Source organism: Porticoccus litoralis (assembly GCF_030676955.1).
In the GTDB taxonomy this organism is placed as follows: domain Bacteria; phylum Pseudomonadota; class Gammaproteobacteria; order Pseudomonadales; family Porticoccaceae; genus Porticoccus; species Porticoccus litoralis.
The window spans coordinates 24103-39891 of the sequence record NZ_JAUUUU010000002.1 but is presented as its reverse complement, the minus strand read 5'-3'; the positions used below and the strand labels follow the sequence as shown (position 1 = coordinate 39891).

The window sequence follows — 15789 nt, the reverse complement described above, 5'->3', positions numbered from 1 at the left end:
ATATTGTTCAGTCGCCTTTATTCGGGTTTGGCACCAGATTGGGGTAAGGGAACGGCGTAATATTGCCGGTACCTTTTACCTCGCTCACCTTGCAAGCGCCTTCCTTTTCCACTTCATCAATACGCACCACGGCATGCAGAGGAATAAAGCTTCGTTTCACCGATGCAAATTCAGTTTTGAGTTTTTCTTCGGCCGGGTCAACGATCATTTGTGAGCGCTCGCCAAACACAAACTCTTCAACCTCAAGAAATCCCCAGAGATCGCTCTGGTAGACTTGCCGAGCATAGATTTCATACATCTCGCCCTGGTTGAGAAACATGATTTTGTAGATGGGAGCTGAAGCCATGTCGCTTGTCTGTCCAACGGTTATTCAAGGGGGCGAGAGAATACCACAATTTGTGCAAATTTCATCCAATCACCCCGATGTGTATGGGCTTCCTCCACGTCCATCGCTATAATGCGCGACCCGAGCAATTGCCCATAAATTAAACACTTGTCCTCACCATGCCTGAAGAGAACGTTAAAAAGCTGCACATTGTGACCCACGGTTGCCAGATGAATGAGTACGATTCATCGCGTATGCGTGATCTGCTGGGTGATAGCTATCAGATGGTGTCAACGGACAATCCGGAAGAAGCCGACGTCATCCTGCTTAATACTTGCTCCATTCGCGAGAAAGCGCAGGAGAAGGTATTTCACCAGTTGGGCCGCTGGAAACACCTGAAAGAATTAAATCCCGACCTCGTCATTGGCGTCGGCGGTTGCGTGGCGAGCCAGGAAGGTGAGGCCATCGCCAAACGTGCACCCTATGTGGACCTCGTCTTTGGCCCCCAAACCCTGCACAGACTGCCGGAAATGCTGTCCGAGAGAAAACAGGGTGACGGCACAACCATTGTCGATATCAGCTTCCCGGAAATCGAAAAGTTTGACCGACTGCCCCAACCGGATGCCGACGGTGTCAGCGCTTTTGTCTCAGTAATGGAAGGCTGCTCAAAATACTGCACCTTCTGCGTGGTGCCCTATACCCGTGGCGAGGAAGTCAGTCGTCCCGCTGAGGATGTTCTGGCCGAAGTCGCTCATCTGGCCAAGCAAGGTGTCCGCGAAATCAATTTGCTGGGCCAGAATGTGAACGCCTACCGTGGAGAAATGCCCGACGGCCATATCTGCGACCTGGCTGAACTGATCACCTATGTGGCGGATATCGACGGCATTGACCGTATTCGTTTCACCACATCTCATCCGGTTGAGTTCTCCGACAGCCTGATTGCAGTCTATGCCCAGGTTCCAGAATTGGTCAGCCACCTACACCTTCCAGTGCAGAGTGGTTCTGATCGGGTGCTGGCTGCCATGAAGCGCGGGCACACCGCCCTTGAATACAAGTCAAAAATTCGAAAGTTACGGCAAATCCGCCCGGACATCAGCATCTCATCCGATTTCATTGTGGGCTTCCCGGGAGAAACGGAGAAAGATTTTGAGGACACCATGAAGCTGATTAACGATATCGGCTTTGATCACAGTTTCAGTTTTATCTACAGCGCCCGGCCCGGCACCCCTGCCGCAGATCTTCCAGATGAAACCCCTGAAGCAGTGAAAAAACAGCGCCTGCAAATTTTGCAGAACCGTATCAACCAGAACGCCATGCGTATCAGTGAAGAGATGGTCGGCAGCCAGCAGTCCGTTCTGGTGACCGGCATATCCAAGAAGGACCCCGGCCAGCTCCAGGGCCGCACAGAAAATAACCGGGTGGTGAATTTCCCCAGCCAGGACCACAGCCTGATCGGCCAATTTGTAGAACTTGCCATTACAGAAGCCCTGCCCAATTCGTTACGGGGCATGCTGGCATAACCCACAAATAACCTGAAAATATATAAAAATTCCTAGTTGCCCGTATTTTTGTATATAAACACCGCTTAAAAGTATTTGCAGGTCTTACCAAAGGGGATATGCTAAGTAAAAGTCACTGCCGCAGAGGGCGGCCTATTGGCAAATTTGAATAAACTGACAGCAGTACACACCATTACTCTCGAGCCTAGCGATACTCGACGACTTGCAACACTCTGCGGCCAATTCGACGAACACCTTAAACAAATAGAACAGCGGTTGAATATTGAAATTCGTAACCGCGGCAATGTCTTTGCACTTTATGGTGACAACAGAACAACCCAGGCGGCCGGAAAGCTGCTACACAACCTTTATCAGGAAACCAACAGCAACGGCGATCTGACACCCGATCAGGTTCATCTTGCCATCCAGCAATCCAACACAGAGATGCCTATGGAAAACTATGCTGCCAATACCCCGATACATGCCCCCAATGGAGAAAACGTGGAAAGCTTTACCGTCATCCGCACCAAGAAAGGCAACATCAAGCCGCGAGGGGCGAGCCAGCAGAAATATGTTCGGGCTATACAGACCCACGATATCAACTTTGGCGTCGGGCCTGCGGGTACGGGTAAAACCTACCTGGCGGTCGCCTGTGCAGTAGAAGCGCTGTTGCGTGATGAAGTCGAACGCATCCTGCTGGTGCGCCCTGCCGTTGAAGCAGGTGAGAAGCTGGGTTTTTTACCCGGAGACCTGAGCCAGAAAGTCGATCCTTATCTGCGCCCGCTATACGACGCGTTGTATGAGATGCTCGGCGTTGAGACCGTCGCCAAACTGATCGACCGCAACGTGATTGAAGTGGCACCACTGGCCTATATGCGGGGCCGCACGCTGAACAATTCCTACATTATTCTCGACGAAAGCCAGAACACCACCCGTGAGCAGATGAAAATGTTCCTGACGCGTATCGGCTTTGGTTCCACTGCGGTCATTACCGGTGACACGTCACAAATTGACCTGCCCCGCCGCAGCCAGTCAGGCCTGCTGCATGTGTGCCAGGTCCTGAAGGACGTTGAGGATATCAGCTTCACTTTCTTCGGCTCCAAGGATGTGGTCCGCCACCCCCTCGTCCAGCAGATTGTAGATGCCTATGACATCCATGAGAGTGAGGCAGGCGACGAACAACCGTGACGGAACTCACCCTGGATATGGAGAACGTCTCCTCTGCTGTTAGGGTGCCAAACGAGGACCAGATATTCCAATGGGCATCTGCCGCTCTCAACGACATTGACAGGGCGCTGGAATTAAGCGTTCGAGTCGTTGATGAAGCCGAGAGCGCCGAGCTCAACGAGCATTACCGTCACAAAACCGGCCCCACTAATGTATTATCGTTTCCGGCTGACCTTCCGGATGAACTCAATCTGCCGCTGTTGGGTGACTTGGTCATCTGCGCGCCGGTGGTCGAGCAGGAAGCCATCCAGCAAACCAAAACTGCTGAGGCCCACTGGGCGCATATGGTTATTCATGGCTGCCTGCACCTGATCGGCTACGACCATGTACAAGATGACGATGCAGAAGTGATGGAAACACTTGAAACCAATATACTTGTAGGCCTAGGATTTCCTCCTCCTTACGAAGAGACCCTATCCAAGAGCAATTGAAGAACCCAAATGACTGACGACGATTCGAGTAGCTCACAGGAAAAAACCTGGCTGGGCAAACTGGCCAACGCATTCTCCGGTGAGCCGCAATCACGGGATGAGCTCGCAGGTACTCTGCGGGCTGCTTACGAAAACAAGATTATCGATCACGATGCCCTCGAAATTATTGAGGGGGCATTGCATGTCTCGGATCAACAGGTCCGGGAAATCATGATCCCACGTTCCCAGATGGTGGTTATCCAGCACGACGCCAGCCTGGAAGACATCCTCAAGCTGGTCATCGACTCCAGCCACTCTCGCTTTCCGGTTATCGGTGACAATGCTGACGATATTACTGGAATCCTGTTGGCCAAGGAATTATTGCCACTGGTTCTCACCGGGCGGGAGAACTTCGACATGGCAAAAGTCGTCCGCCCCGCTACTATTATCCCAGAGAGCAAGCGACTCAATGTTCTGTTAAGGGAATTCCGAGAACAACGCTATCACATGGCCATTGTAGTCGATGAATATGGCGGCATTGCAGGCCTGATCACTATTGAAGACATCCTCGAGGAAATTGTCGGGGATATCGAAGACGAGACTGACGAAGACGAAGGGGCCATGATCAGGCCGCAATCGGATAAGACGTATCTCGTCGATGCACTGACCCCGATTGAAGATTTTAACGAATATTTCGATACCGGTATCAGCGATGAAGATTTTGACACCATCGGCGGTATTATCGTCCAGGCTTTTGGCCGCATGCCAAAAGTGGATGAATCCGTCAGGGTCGACAATTTTCTTTTTCGCGTCGCCGAAGGGGACAGTCGCCAGGTGAAACTGCTTGAAATGAGCATTGCCAACTAAGCCACCCACTCCTTCAGGGACGACCATTCACCATGGCCACAACCCCCTCGCATCCCGGCCTTAAAGGCCATATTGCCGCCCTGCTGTTCGGTGTCATGCTGCCCTTTTCAATGGCGCCCTGGAACTGGTGGCCCGTTGGCCTTCTGTCGATAGCCGGCCTTCTAATCCTGCTCCGCCAGCTGTCATCAAACGCCTCTTTCTGGCGAAGCTTCTGTTACGGACTAGGCCTGTTTGGTTGCGGCGCCTCTTGGGTGTTTGTCAGCATTCACGATCATGGCCAGGCCTCCGTATTACTGGCTTCATTACTTACCGGCCTGTTTGTCATCGCTCTGGCGCTGGTATTTGCAGTGCCCTTCACACTTTACGGTGCAGGGCTCAACCGACATGCGGGCATGATGGTGATCACTTTCCCCGCGATTTGGGTATTGGGGGAATGGTGGCGTGGCTGGATCTTCAGCGGCTTTCCCTGGCTATACCTGGGCTACGGCCATCTCGACACCTGGCTATCTGGCTGGGCACCCATTGCCGGAGTTCTCGGCATCAGCTGGGTTGCGGCGCTGAGCGGCTCATTGATAGGCATTATTGTGTTGCCCCGCCAGAAGTTCACCCTGAGCAATTTTGCTGTTCTGATTGCGCTATTCTGGCTGGGAGGCTGGTATTTACAAAATGAAACCTGGACCCGGCCCGTAGGGGAACCGCTCAGAATCGGCATCCTGCAGCCAGCACTCCCCCTGAACGTAAAGTGGGACAGTGATCAGCTGAACAACATACTGACGCTATACCGAGAAGAGACTGAGCCGCTCCTTGGAGCAGACTTGGTGATCTGGCCTGAATCAGCTATTCCGGCTTTTTCCGACGAAGTAAAACCATTTTTAAAAGAGATGGCAGCTGAAGCCATTGATCAGGACACTGGTTTGATCACTGGCATACCAACCCGCGCATTCGGCCAGCAGTACTTCAATTCTGTCATCGGACTGGGCATCGCCAGCGGTACTTATCACAAACAGCACCTGGTGCCATTTGGGGAATATGTTCCCTTCGAGCGCTGGCTAAGGGGTACCATCGCCTTTTTTGATCTGCCGATGTCGGCATTCAGCCCCGGCCCTGCGACACAAGCTCCCATTACCGCCAACGGCATCGCCATCGGTACTGCCATTTGTTACGAAATTGTCTTCCAGGACCTAGTTGCCCGCTCTGCCCGGGAGACCAACCTGTTGCTGACAGTAAGCAACGACACCTGGTTTGGTCGCTCTATCGGCCCCCACCAGCACTTTCAGATGGCGCGTATGCGTGCCATGGAAAACCGCAAACCCTTAATTCGCGCTACCAACGATGGCATCACAGCATTGATCAGTAGCCAGGGGGAAGTGGTCGCCAAAGCTCCCGCCTACTCCAGGCAAACACTCAGCGGCTACCTGACCCCAAAACGCGGCACTACCCCCTTCACAGAGAGAGGTTCTTTGCCTGTTTTGGCACTGTGCCTGCTGACACTTCTTATGGCTGCGTTTACCCAGCAACGCAGCGGCAACCGTCACTGAAGCAGGCTATTGACGACGAGTAGCAATCGGGCTGTGTCTGCTGTTCCCTTTAGCCTATAATTGGCGGCTTTTCCGGCCCTGGGCCCAACCACCAAGACAAACAATGAAAGAGCAATACCACCCCCTAGAAGTTGAAACAATCGCCCAGCAACACTGGCACGACAGTGGCGCGTTTAATGTCACTGAACAGCCAGACCGGGAAAAATATTACTGCCTTGCCATGTTTCCCTACCCCAGTGGCAAGCTGCATATGGGCCATGTTCGCAACTATACGATTGCCGATGTCATTGCACGTTACCAGCGCATGCTGGGGAAAAACGTGCTGCAACCCATGGGTTGGGATGCCTTTGGCCTGCCGGCCGAAAATGCTGCCATCAAGAATCAGACAGCGCCGGCCAAATGGACGTACGAAAACATTGACTACATGAAAGCCCAGCTCAAGCGCCTGGGCTTTGGTTATGACTGGTCACGTGAGTTAGCCACCTGCAAGCCTGAGTACTATCGTTGGGAACAGTGGTTTTTCACCCGGCTCTACGAGAAAGGCCTGGTCTACAAAAAAACGGCCGCAGTAAATTGGTGCCCCAATGACCAGACAGTTCTGGCCAACGAACAGGTCATTGATGGCTGCTGTTGGCGCTGCGATACCACTGTTGAGCGCAAGGAAATACCCCAGTGGTTTATCAAGATCACCGACTACGCCGAAGAATTGTTAAACGACCTGGACAGGCTTGATGGCTGGCCCGAACAGGTGCGCACCATGCAGCGCAACTGGATCGGCAAAAGCCGTGGCGTGCAATTCAGCTTTAACCTGGACAGCCCTGTTGCAGGTATCGACAGCTTTGCGGTCTACACTACTCGACCCGATACGCTAATGGGCGTCACCTACGCGAGTATCGCTGCCGAGCACCCCATCGCCCTGGCTCTGGCCAAAAACAATCCGGCGCTGGCGGAATTTATCCAGAGCTGCAAAACCCAATCCGTGGCAGAGGCCGATATGGCCACCATGGAGAAAAAAGGCATGGCGACCGGCCTGAATGCCCTGCATCCCATCACTGGAGAGCCCGTACCGGTATGGGTCGCCAATTATGTGCTAATGGATTATGGAACCGGCGCCATTATGGCCGTGCCGGCCCACGACGAACGGGATTTCGAATTTGCCAACAAGCATGGACTCGCCATAAAGCAGGTTTTTGAGCATACCGATAGTGGTAACCATCACTTCGACCCGCAAAATTGGAGCGAGTGGTATGCCTCCAAGGCAAATGACGTATCGATGGTGAATTCAGAAGATTTCAATGGCCTGACACCCGCCGAGGGCTTTGATGCCATCGCCGCCAAGCTTGAAGCTTTAGGCTGTGGAGAAATCGTGACCAACTACAGGTTGCGGGACTGGGGTGTTTCCCGGCAGCGCTACTGGGGCGCGCCGATTCCCATGTTTAATCTCCCGGATGGCGGTGAAATTCCGGTTCCGGCCGACAGGCTACCGGTGTTGCTGCCGGAAGATGTGGAAATGGATGGCGTACAATCACCCATCAAAGCCGATCCCCAGTGGCGCAAAGCGGAGCTGAACGGCAACCCTGTTGAGCACGAAACTGATACCTTTGACACCTTTATGGAATCCAGCTGGTATTACGCCCGCTATACCTGCCCCGATTATCAGGACGGCATGCTGGACAGCGCCGCGGCCAACTACTGGCTGCCTGTTGATCAGTATGTCGGAGGTATTGAGCACGCCATTCTGCACCTGTTATATGCCCGCTTTTTTCACAAGCTGATGCGCGACGAGGGCCTGCTCTCTTCAGACGAGCCGTTCACCAAACTGCTCTGTCAGGGCATGGTCCTGAAAGACGGCGCCAAAATGTCCAAGTCCAAGGGCAATACCGTCGACCCACAGCAACTGATTGACCAGTACGGTGCCGACACCGTACGCCTATTCACCATGTTTGCCGCCCCACCGGAGCAATCACTGGAATGGAGCGACAGTGGTGTTGAAGGCGCTCACCGCTTTCTGCGCAAGCTCTGGAAGCTGGTCCATGGGCACTTGCAAGCTGGCGCACCAGCCCCGCTGAATGCCGAGGCCCTTGAGCAAAATCATAAAGACCTGCGCCGTAAAACCCATGAAACCATCGCCAAAGTCAGCGATGATTACGGTCGCCGGCAAACATTTAACACTGCCATTGCTGCCGTAATGGAGTTACTCAACGAGCTTAACCGCCTGTCTGACAGGGAATCCGCCAATGGTCTCGCAGTGGAAAGAGAAGCCCTGGATGCTGCGGTGTTGCTACTGGCGCCAATCGTTCCCCATATCTCCCATCAACTCTGGCACGCTCTGGGACACAGCGAAGAACTGCTCGACAGCCCCTGGCCGGTTGTCGATGAAGCGGCGCTGGTGAAGAGCACTATCCAGATGGCGGTTCAGGTTAACGGCAAGCTGCGGGCACAGATTGATGTCGCGGTCGAGGCCAGCCGAGAGTCCATCGAAGAAACAGCGCTGGCCCACGAGAACGTTCTTCGCTTTACGGAAGGCCAAACCATCCGTAAAGTAATCGTCGTTCCCAACAAGCTGGTGAATATTGTTGCCAATTGAGAGCCGCCAAATCAGGGCGAGCGAGCAAGACGTTAAGGATTATCCATGAAAAAATTGAGCTGCCTGCTGATCACAGGTCTATTGGTTGCCGCCACCCTCTCAGGTTGTGGCTGGCACCTGCGCGGCACGGCACAAGTCAACAACATTTCCAGCGTGCACATCAGTGCAGCAGACCGCTTCAACGACTTCTACGAGTCCCTTAGCAGGTCACTGGAGGCCAACGATGTCGTTGTGGAAAACAATGCCACAAAAGCCCAGTACAGCGTAGTGATCCTTGACCAAAGCAGCCGACGCCGCACCGGCTCTGTTAGTGTCAGCGCCAGAGTCTCCGAGTACCAGTTGACGGAAAACGTGACCATGATGATTCTCGACGGTAATGGTAAAACCCTGTTGCCCAGATCAACACTCACGGCAGAACGTTATTTCGACTTCGATGAAAACGATGTGCAATCGAAAGAGGGTGAAGCGGAGATGCTGAAGCGGGAAATGCGTGACGACCTGGTACGCCAGATCATTATCCGCTTGAATGCCATCGCCAATCGTCCGGCCGCCTCCAGCACATCGGCGGAGCAAGATGCGGCTGCGCACTGAGCAGCTTTCCGAACACCTTGCCCAGGGGCCGTTGGCCCCTGTCTACCTGATTAGCGGTGATGAACCCCTACTAGCTCAGGAGGCTGCCGACCATATTCGCAATACAGCACGTGCCGAAGGCTTTAACGAGCGCGAATTACTCCACGCCGAGCCGGGCTTCGACTGGGACACCGTACTCACCGAAGCCAACAGCTTGTCCCTGTTCGCTGAAAAAAAAATCATTGAACTGCGCATTGCCAATGGCAAACCCGGGGACAAGGGCTCCAGGGTATTGCAGGAATATGCAGCCAACCCCAGCCCTGACAACCTGTTACTGATCATCACCCCCAAACTGGAAAGTGCTGCCACCCGCAGCAAATGGGTTAAAAGCATCGAAGCTGCCGGAGTCTTTATCCAGGCGTGGCCCGTACCTCCGGGTCAGCTACCGGCCTGGATTGGCAAACGACTGCAGCAGGCTGGCATACAAGCCAGCAGGCAGGCTGTGGACATTCTGGCCGACCGGGTGGAAGGCAATCTGCTAGCCGCCGTGCAGGAAATCGAAAAGCTGAAACTTCTGCTGCCGGAGGGTGAAGTCGATGCCGCAACAATGTCTACCGTGGTAGCGGACAGCGCCCGCTTTAACGTATTTGCCCTGGTCGACAAGGCCCTGGAAGGGGATGCCCAGGGGGCCAGCCGCAACCTCAGAGGCTTGAGAGACGAGGGCACCGATGCAACGGTGATTCTGTGGGCCCTGGCCCGTGAATTGCGCACCCTGATCAAAGCCAGGGAATCATTGGATGCGGGCGACCACATGGACTGGGTGCTAAAAAATCTCGGCGTCTGGGAAAAGCGCAAGCGTCCAGTGAAGATGGCCCTAAAGCGCCTGCCGATCAATCACCTGAAACAGATGCTGCGACTGGCCGGCGGCATCGATCGGGCTATCAAGGGCATGCGCACAGCCAACCCCTGGGATGACCTGACTACCCTGACCCTGATGTTTTGCGGCAGCCCGGTATTACAGCCTGCCAATTTGCGCCTGGCACTCAGGGATTAACCACAACAGCCCTGGGATGGTTGCTTTTTGAGCACCCATAACCACCCCACCAGTAATCCCGCCATATCCGCCACTGCATCCCAGGCTTCCATTGATCGGTAACCACTCAGTCCTTGCAGCAACTCAATCGCAATACCGTAGCCCAGCAGCCCCACAAGCAGCTTGTTCCGATAACCCGCCTGGGGAAATGCTTTGGCGCCCAGCAAATACAGCAGCAAGAAAGTGACACCATGGAGTACCTTGTCCTGCCCTGGCAGCATGCTTCCATGCCCCGAAGGTAACAACATAATAACCAGCACGGCGCAGAGGCTGCCCACAAAACTCCACCGCCAAACAGATCTCATTGTTTACCCCTCATTCAAATACCGTATTGAACAAACTCCGTGACACAAGTTACAGCAAATCAACCCCGTACCGAAGTTTGTATATACTGCCATGGTATGGCGGCGCTTTTCACCGAGGATAGCCCATGAGCAAACAGCCCGATAACCCCAAAGAAGAGGAAGTGAGCGCACTTGAAGGCTTGAGTGTTTTCCTGGATGGATGGAAGGAGCTATCCACATCAGCACTGAAATACGCCGCCGAAAAAACCCGTGATCAGGCTGCCAAAACCATTATGCAAACACCGGAGCAGTTGGAGCGCATGGGTAAAGCCGGGCGGTCATTGCGAGACCTCAGGGAGGTTGCCGGACTCACCATTAACGAACTGGCCAGCGCCATCGACCTGAAAGACCCGAGCCTGCTCAAAGCGGTGGAAGAGGGGAAAGCGGCACTCCCCCTGGAGATCATTCTGAGGCTGGCATCCCTCTATTCCCGAAATGATCCGCTGCCGTTCATCGTCAAATATGTGCGGACCTACAGCCCGCGTGTTTCGGAGCTGTTGGAAAAAATTGGCATCGACCGCCTGGTCATCACGGCGGAGAGAGAAGTCCAACTGCTGAAAATCTACCGCAACCGCGACGCCGCCCGCAAACTTTCAGACGAGGGTTTCAGCAAAGTACTGGCATTTACCGACCAGGCATTCGAAATGGCGCTGCATTTCGCCCAGGAACAGGAAAAGCCGTCTGATACTCAGGAACAGCACGAATCTCCTGAAGAAAAAAAACCGTCAGACTAGCCGGCCTTCAGTAGTGTCTTTTTTCCGGGCACCACCGCCGAACCAGTTACCAGCGTATTGAGGGCTTCGAGGCGCTCCAAGGTACCCACATCCCACCAGGTCCCCGTAAATACCTCACCACTCACATAACCATCGCGAATACCCCCTGCCAACACTTCACGGATTGGAAAACGCTCACTGGCCGAGCTGTACATGGCAAAGATTTCCGGCCTCATCACGCTGATACCGCTGAACGTGAAAGTCGCCTGATCCTCTGTGGGATAACGGACACACTGCTGGCTATCCAGGACAAAATCCCCGTTGGGGTGATGGGCAGGATTGGGAACCAACACGAGGTGGGCATCCATTTCCTCAGTCCACTCCCTTTGCACCAAATTCTGCAACGGGTAATCCGTCCAGACATCACCGTTGACGACCAGGAACGGTTCTCCACCTAACAGAGGCAAGGCCCGACGGATACCACCGCCAGTCTCCAGTGGATCACTTTCTCTGGACCACTTGATGTCCACACCAAACCGGGAACCATCTCCCAGAAACGACTCGATCTGGTCACCGAGCCAGGAGGTATTGATCACCAGGTCTCGGACTCCGGCTGCTGCCAGGCGCTCTATGTGGTATTGAATCAGGGGTTTGTTGGCAATTTTTAACAGCGGTTTTGGGGTGTCATTGGTCAGGGGACGAAGGCGTTCGCCAAATCCGGCGGCCAGAATCATAGCTTTCATAGTAGTTCCCGTTGCGAGTCACCGGCCTGCTGCCAGGGCTGATACCAGGACTGGCTTTCTGCAACAGGCAACACCCGCTGCTCAAACCAGGCTCTAAAGTCTTTCAGCTCCGAATAGGAGTCCAGCTGTTCCAGGGTGTAGCGGATAACGAGAGGCAAGTCATTGAGGTAGCCCGCCTTTCCATCACGCAAAAACAGGCGGGCAAAAATACCCAGGACCTTGATATGCCGCTGCAACCCCATCAGATCAAACCAGCGAAAAAACTGCTTGTCGGACACCGGGGTAGCGATGCCGGCAGCTAATGCACGCAGATAATAATTAAGCGCCCGCCTAGAAACCTCTCCAGCGGGCCAACGAATATAGCAGTCCCGCAACAGGGACACCAAGTCATATGTGAACGGACCTGTGACCGCATCCTGAAAATCGATCACGCCAATATCACTGTTACTCAACAACATCAGGTTGCGGGAATGATAATCCCGGTGCACCAGAACCGCTGGCTGTGACAACGCACTCTCCACAAGCACTTCAAACGTAGAGGCTATCAGCTGTTGCTCAGAATCGGAGAGCTCGACACCCAGCAACTGCGTAACAAACCACTCTGGAAACAGGTTCATTTCCGATAACAGTCTCGAGTGGTCATAAATCGGTATCGAATGACCGGCAACGTCAATCTGCTGAATAGCCAGCAGTGTCGACTCGGCTTTTGTATAAAGTACATCCACTGTCTTTTCATTAAGCAAGGGCAACAGCAGCTGGTCCCCAAAATCCTCCAGCAACAGGTAGCCCCGCTCGAAATCCACGGCAATAATCTGTGGCGCATGAACACCCTGGGCCTTGAGCAGCAAAGCAATATTGACAAAGGCCTCGTTGTTTTCATGCTCTGGAGGTGCGGAAACCGCCAGTAACGAGGGCTGGCAGCTCACCCGGTAATAGTTGCGAAAGCCGGCATCGCCGCTAAGGGATTGTAGGGAAAGCGGCGTGATAGGTCGGTATTGATCAGGCAGATAGCTTTCCACCCATTCTGGGAGGCTCAAATCAGCAGCCATATTTGAAGGAACTGGTAGAAAAAAGGTGCCTCATTCTACCCCAAACCCTCGCATGATGTCGCAGAATGGGTAAAATGTACCGTCGCGTTAAAGCCACTGCCCGCCAGAGAGATCACGGATCATAAGAATGCCAACAACACCGAGTCATTTCCGCACCAGGCTCTACCAAGCTATGCGTTCACAGTTTGTACAAACATCCACTCTGATTCTCTCCGGATTGCTGTTAGCTCCTTCAATTCATGCAGAAAGCAGCTCGGGCAAAATGCAGTGGGAATGTAAAGCTTCGCCTAGTGGTGAGTGGCAATGTGGTGAGCGCTCCTTACCCGGCAGGACATTCTCCCGTCCCACCCACCCCGAGCCGGAAGCCTATGAGCCAGAGCCCGATGATGATGCCCCCAAAGTAGAACTGGCCCGCAACCTGGACTGGGTGGAACAGGATGCGCTGACCGAAGAACAACAGAAAACCATGGCACCGGGATGCTGTGGCGCTTATGTAGAACCCCCGCGGGACTACCCTGAAAGTGACCTGGACCCTGCAGACGCCCCCCTCCGGGTGGCATCTGAAACCACAGAGGTGGAACAGGAAAATGTCGCGCACCTGCGTGGCAAGGTACAACTGACCCAGGGGTATCGTCAGGTACGCAGCCAGAATGCCACCGTCGACCAAAACACCCGAACGGTCGACCTGGATGGCGATGTTCAGTTCCGCGAACCCGGCTTGTTACTCACCGGTGACCATGCGCAGATCAACATGGACACCAAGGACGTCACCATCGATAACGCAACCTACCTGTTGCACGAATCCAATGTGCGTGGCACCGCGACCCAAATGAATCGCCGCGATGCCGTGTTCTATATCGACAATGCCACCTATACCACCTGCGAACCTGGCAGTAATGCCTGGCAATTGGTCAGCTCCGAGGTTGATATCAACCCCGAAACCGGTATTGCCCACGCGAAACATGTTCGCCTGGAAGTCAAAGACATTCCCATCATGTACGCGCCCTGGCTGCGCTTCCCCATTGATGACCGGCGCGCCTCGGGCCTGCTGTTCCCCAGCTTTCAATTTGGCGATGAGAACGGTATTGATTTCGCGCAGCCCATTTATCTGAACCTGGCACCTAACTACGATGCCACCATCACGCCCCGTTACATTCAGGAGCGCGGCCCGATGGCTGAAGTCGAGCTGCGCCATCTGTCGAAACTGACCAACACGGTGCTGGGCGGAGCATTTCTCTCCGATGATGACGGCGGAGATGACGACGATGAAGAACCCGATGTTATTACCGGTGATCGCAACTACGAGGGCGAAGACCGATGGCTCGTGAGTGTTGATCACGAAGGTGGCTTCGGCAAACGCTGGAGCACGCTTGTTGATTACACCAAAGTCAGCGACAGTGACTACTTCCGTGATCTGGACAATACCACCCTGGAAGTCAACAGCCAGACTCACCTGAAACAGGTGGCTTCCACCAGCTATCGTCTGGACCACTGGTTCTTCAACATCAAGGGACAAAAATTCCAGACGCTTAACGATGACTTTGACCGCATCGAGCAATACAAACAACTACCCCGCGTGGATGCCAATGGCGATTACCGCTTCGGCGACTTCGTGGTCAACCTCGACAACCAGTACACCTATTTCGACCACGATGACGATGACAACCTGGCGCCGACCAACACCTATATGCAGGACGACCTCGGCACCTTCGTCACCGGTGAGCGTCTGCGTCTAAATTACAGTGTTACCTGGGACAAGCAATGGGCCTGGGGCTATTTCCGCCCCACCGCCAAAGTCAGGCACCTGACCTATAACCTGGACGACCCCATCATGGGGCAGAATGATGACAGTCCGTCTGTCACCGTCCCAACCGGAGTCATTGATGCCGGTATCTACCTGGAGCGGGACACCACCTGGCTGCAGGGCTTTACCCAGACTCTGGAACCGCGGGTGTACATGGTCCACACCAAATACGAGGACCAGAGCGACATTCCGGACTTTGATACCTCGCTGATGACCTTCAGCTATAGCCAACTGTTCCGCGATGATCGCTTTACCGGTGGCGACCGCATTGGCGATACCGAGCAGATTTCTGTGGGTCTCACCAGCCGCCTGATTGATCAGAATACCGGCGTAGAGTGGCTGCGAGCCAGTTTTGGCCAGATTTTCTACCTGGATGACAGATACGTCACCCTCGACCCCACACTGAACAAGGCCTTCCTGAAAGCACTGGGTGATCCCGACAGCCTTTCAGCTGCGCAGCGTGAAGTGGCCACCGACATGCTCAGTGATGAATCAGCCTACGCAGCAGAAATTGCCCTGCGCCTGAGCGAAAACTGGCGAGCCCAGGCCGACCTGCTCTACGACGAAGATGACAGCCAGCTGGACAGGGGCACCGCCAGCCTCCGTTACAACGACAGGAACAACCGCCTGTTTAATGTCAGCTACCGCTTCAATCGCAGGATTCCTCGCATTGTTGGCAATGAAATCATTGATACGGATATCGAACAGGCCGACTTCTCCACCATGCTACCCATCGGTCGCAACTGGAGCCTGATCGCCAAGCACAATTTCGATCTGACCAACAGCCGTGAACTTGAGACGTTTTTTGGTTTCCAATATGACAGCTGCTGCTGGCGATTCAGCCTTCTCGCCCGTCGCTGGTTGGATCGGGATGACTACATCCTGCTGCCGGACGAAGACCTTGAAGAAGATGATGGCATTTTCTTCCAGATACAGTTCAAGGGACTGGCTGGCAGCGGCCGAAAAGTAGATGCACTTCTCGAAGATGGCATCTATGGCTATGTACCGACCGAATAATTT

14 protein-coding genes are annotated in these 15789 nt (G+C 54.1%); 10 read left to right on the top strand and 4 right to left on the bottom strand.

Features of this window, described 5'->3' with window-relative positions; translation table 11 throughout:
• Positions 1–7: 7 nt before the first annotated feature.
• Positions 8–346: a DUF1820 family protein gene (locus Q8A57_RS04425; RefSeq protein WP_305169777.1), complete on the bottom strand. Its 339-nt coding sequence runs from the start codon at positions 344–346 to the stop codon at positions 8–10.
• A gap of 158 nt (positions 347–504) precedes the next feature.
• Between Q8A57_RS04425 and miaB the strand changes: the two genes are divergently transcribed.
• The 8 genes from miaB (at position 505) to holA (ending at position 10077) form a co-directional block, all read left to right on the top strand.
• Positions 505–1845, top strand: coding sequence for a tRNA (N6-isopentenyl adenosine(37)-C2)-methylthiotransferase MiaB (miaB, locus tag Q8A57_RS04420; RefSeq protein ID WP_305169775.1), 1341 nt, complete (start codon positions 505–507; stop codon positions 1843–1845).
• A 144-nt stretch (positions 1846–1989) separates the two neighbouring features.
• On the top strand, positions 1990–3012 hold the full coding sequence (locus tag Q8A57_RS04415) for a PhoH family protein (RefSeq protein WP_305170147.1): 1023 nt from the start codon (positions 1990–1992) through the stop codon (positions 3010–3012).
• Between the two features lie 17 nt (positions 3013–3029).
• The gene (ybeY, locus tag Q8A57_RS04410) at positions 3030–3482 is read left to right on the top strand and encodes an rRNA maturation RNase YbeY (RefSeq protein ID WP_439651646.1); all 453 of its coding nucleotides are present in this window, start codon (positions 3030–3032) and stop codon (positions 3480–3482) included.
• 9 nt (positions 3483–3491) lie between these two features.
• Entirely contained in the window at positions 3492–4328 is an 837-nt protein-coding gene (locus tag Q8A57_RS04405) for an HlyC/CorC family transporter (RefSeq protein WP_305169773.1), read from the top strand.
• 32 nt (positions 4329–4360) lie between these two features.
• Positions 4361–5866, top strand: a complete 1506-nt coding sequence (lnt, locus tag Q8A57_RS04400; protein WP_305169772.1) for an apolipoprotein N-acyltransferase — start codon at positions 4361–4363, stop codon at positions 5864–5866.
• Between the two features lie 103 nt (positions 5867–5969).
• A complete protein-coding gene (gene leuS, locus Q8A57_RS04395; RefSeq protein WP_305169771.1) occupies positions 5970–8453 on the top strand; it encodes a leucine--tRNA ligase in 2484 nt (827 codons plus the stop codon).
• Positions 8454–8498: 45 nt separating this feature from the next.
• Entirely contained in the window at positions 8499–9044 is a 546-nt protein-coding gene (locus Q8A57_RS04390) for an LPS-assembly lipoprotein LptE (RefSeq protein WP_305169770.1), read from the top strand.
• A complete protein-coding gene (gene holA, locus Q8A57_RS04385) occupies positions 9028–10077 on the top strand; it encodes a DNA polymerase III subunit delta (protein ID WP_305169769.1) in 1050 nt (349 codons plus the stop codon). Before Q8A57_RS04390 ends, holA begins: the two co-directional genes overlap by 17 nt.
• Here the strand turns inward: holA and Q8A57_RS04380 are convergent.
• The gene (locus Q8A57_RS04380) at positions 10074–10421 is read right to left on the bottom strand and encodes a VanZ family protein (protein WP_305169767.1); all 348 of its coding nucleotides are present in this window, start codon (positions 10419–10421) and stop codon (positions 10074–10076) included. The two genes, holA and Q8A57_RS04380, sit on opposite strands and share 4 nt — an antisense overlap.
• Before the next feature lie 125 nt (positions 10422–10546).
• Between Q8A57_RS04380 and Q8A57_RS04375 the strand changes: the two genes are divergently transcribed.
• Positions 10547–11194 (top strand): helix-turn-helix domain-containing protein, encoded by a 648-nt coding sequence (locus tag Q8A57_RS04375; protein ID WP_305169766.1) that lies wholly within the window; start codon positions 10547–10549, stop codon positions 11192–11194.
• Here the strand turns inward: Q8A57_RS04375 and murU are convergent.
• Together murU and Q8A57_RS04365 are read right to left on the bottom strand one after the other, a co-directional pair.
• Positions 11191–11916, bottom strand: coding sequence for an N-acetylmuramate alpha-1-phosphate uridylyltransferase MurU (gene murU / locus Q8A57_RS04370; RefSeq protein WP_305169765.1), 726 nt, complete (start codon positions 11914–11916; stop codon positions 11191–11193). The genes Q8A57_RS04375 and murU overlap by 4 nt on opposite strands.
• Complete coding sequence (locus Q8A57_RS04365) at positions 11913–12953, bottom strand: aminoglycoside phosphotransferase family protein (protein ID WP_305169764.1); 1041 nt, start codon at positions 12951–12953, stop codon at positions 11913–11915. The genes murU and Q8A57_RS04365 overlap by 4 nt, the downstream gene beginning before the upstream one ends.
• A gap of 184 nt (positions 12954–13137) precedes the next feature.
• Here Q8A57_RS04365 and Q8A57_RS04360 point away from each other — a divergent pair, with 184 nt between their 5' ends.
• On the top strand, positions 13138–15786 hold the full coding sequence (locus tag Q8A57_RS04360; protein WP_305169763.1) for an LPS-assembly protein LptD: 2649 nt from the start codon (positions 13138–13140) through the stop codon (positions 15784–15786).
• Positions 15787–15789: the final 3 nt, after the last annotated feature.

Bases quoted from the DNA above. Each gene is read 5' to 3' on its own strand.
- Q8A57_RS04425 (WP_305169777.1), bottom strand. From the start codon at position 346: ATGGCTTCAGCTCCCATCTACAAAATCATGTTTCTCAACCAGGGCGAG.
- lnt (WP_305169772.1), top strand. From the start codon at position 4,361: ATGGCCACAACCCCCTCGCATCCCGGCCTTAAAGGCCATATTGCCGCC.
- miaB (WP_305169775.1), top strand. From the start codon at position 505: ATGCCTGAAGAGAACGTTAAAAAGCTGCACATTGTGACCCACGGTTGC.
- Q8A57_RS04405 (WP_305169773.1), top strand. From the start codon at position 3,492: ATGACTGACGACGATTCGAGTAGCTCACAGGAAAAAACCTGGCTGGGC.
- leuS (WP_305169771.1), top strand. From the start codon at position 5,970: ATGAAAGAGCAATACCACCCCCTAGAAGTTGAAACAATCGCCCAGCAA.
- ybeY (WP_439651646.1), top strand. From the start codon at position 3,030: ATGGAGAACGTCTCCTCTGCTGTTAGGGTGCCAAACGAGGACCAGATA.
- Q8A57_RS04380 (WP_305169767.1), bottom strand. From the start codon at position 10,421: ATGAGATCTGTTTGGCGGTGGAGTTTTGTGGGCAGCCTCTGCGCCGTG.
- Q8A57_RS04390 (WP_305169770.1), top strand. From the start codon at position 8,499: ATGAAAAAATTGAGCTGCCTGCTGATCACAGGTCTATTGGTTGCCGCC.
- murU (WP_305169765.1), bottom strand. From the start codon at position 11,916: ATGAAAGCTATGATTCTGGCCGCCGGATTTGGCGAACGCCTTCGTCCC.
- Q8A57_RS04375 (WP_305169766.1), top strand. From the start codon at position 10,547: ATGAGCAAACAGCCCGATAACCCCAAAGAAGAGGAAGTGAGCGCACTT.
- Q8A57_RS04360 (WP_305169763.1), top strand. From the start codon at position 13,138: ATGCGTTCACAGTTTGTACAAACATCCACTCTGATTCTCTCCGGATTG.
- holA (WP_305169769.1), top strand. From the start codon at position 9,028: ATGCGGCTGCGCACTGAGCAGCTTTCCGAACACCTTGCCCAGGGGCCG.